General features: G+C 49.8%; 1 rRNA gene. It reads right to left on the bottom strand.

Going from position 1 to position 227, the window contains the following annotated elements:
* A 5S ribosomal RNA gene (gene rrf, locus HF569_RS12240) occupies positions 1 to 103 on the bottom strand; the annotation flags it as partial.
* Positions 104 to 227 lie beyond the last annotated feature (124 nt).

The raw sequence follows: 227 nt of genomic DNA, 5'->3' as shown, positions 1-227 counted from the left end.
TATCCTCGCAGGGGGCGATCCCCCAACTACTATCGGCGTGCTAAAGCTTAACTTCCGTGTTCGGCATGGGAACGGGTGTATCCTTTAGGCTATCGCCACCACACTATAAGAGAACTTCTTCCCTCAAAACTAGATATTATTCAATTATCTTCCGCGGAAACAACCACGTTTTCAACTTGGTTAAGTCCTCGACCGATTAGTACTGGTCCGCTCCACGCCTCACGGCG

Origin of the sequence: Levilactobacillus tujiorum, assembly GCF_012641185.1 — a bacterium.
Taxonomy (GTDB): Bacteria; Bacillota; Bacilli; order Lactobacillales; family Lactobacillaceae; genus Levilactobacillus; species Levilactobacillus tujiorum.
This window is presented reverse-complemented; position numbering and strand designations above follow the sequence as displayed.